General features: G+C 66.7%; 1 protein-coding gene. It reads right to left on the bottom strand.

From position 1 onward, the window contains the following. On the bottom strand, positions 1-932 hold a 932-nt coding region (locus tag E1291_RS41505; RefSeq protein ID WP_131743487.1), incomplete at its 3' end, for a Clp protease N-terminal domain-containing protein. Positions 933-935 lie beyond the last annotated feature (3 nt).

Here is a 935-nt window from a genome sequence, read left to right as displayed (position 1 = left end):
CCGCGGGCCAGCATCGGCTTCAGGATGCTGGCGGCGTCGATCGCGCCCTCGGCCGCACCCGCACCCACCAGGGTGTGCAGCTCATCGATGAACAAGATGATGTCACCGCGGGTACGGATCTCCTTGAGCACCTTCTTCAGGCGCTCCTCGAAATCACCGCGATACCGCGACCCCGCCACCAGCGCACCCAGATCCAGGGTGTACAGCTGCTTGTCCTTGAGCGTCTCGGGCACCTCACCCTTGACGATCTTCTGCGCCAGGCCCTCCACCACGGCCGTCTTACCGACGCCGGGCTCACCCACCAGCACCGGGTTGTTCTTGGTGCGGCGGGACAGCACCTGCATGACCCGCTCGATCTCCTTGTCCCGGCCGATCACCGGGTCCAGCTTGCCCTCACGCGCGGCCTGCGTCAGGTTCCGCCCGAACTGATCCAGCACCAGCGACGTCGAGGGAGCGGCCTCCGAGGGCCCGCCGGAGGCGGCCGGCTCCTTGCCCTGGTAACCGTGCAGCAACTGGATCACCTGCTGGCGCACCCGGTTCAGGTCGGCGCCCAGCTTCACCAGCACCTGCGCCGCGACACCCTCACCCTCGCGGATCAACCCCAGCAGGATGTGCTCGGTGCCGATGTAGTTGTGCCCCAGCTGCAACGCCTCGCGCAGCGACAACTCCAGCACCTTCTTGGCGCGCGGAGTGAACGGGATGTGACCCGACGGCGCCTGCTGGCCCTGACCGATGATCTCCTCGACCTGCTGCCGCACGGCCTCAAGGCTGATCCCCAGGCTCTCCAGAGCCTTGGCGGCCACACCCTCACCCTCGTGGATCAGACCCAGGAGGATGTGCTCGGTGCCGATGTAGTTGTGGTTGAGCATCCTGGCCTCTTCCTGAGCCAGAACGACAACCCGCCGCGCGCGGTCGGTGAACCTCTCGAACATCTC

It is taken from the genome of Actinomadura roseirufa (genome assembly GCF_900659635.1).
GTDB classification, from domain to species: domain Bacteria; phylum Actinomycetota; class Actinomycetes; order Streptosporangiales; family Streptosporangiaceae; genus Spirillospora; species Spirillospora roseirufa.
The sequence above is the reverse complement of the archived record's forward strand: the minus strand, read 5'-3'. Positions and strand labels throughout refer to the sequence as shown.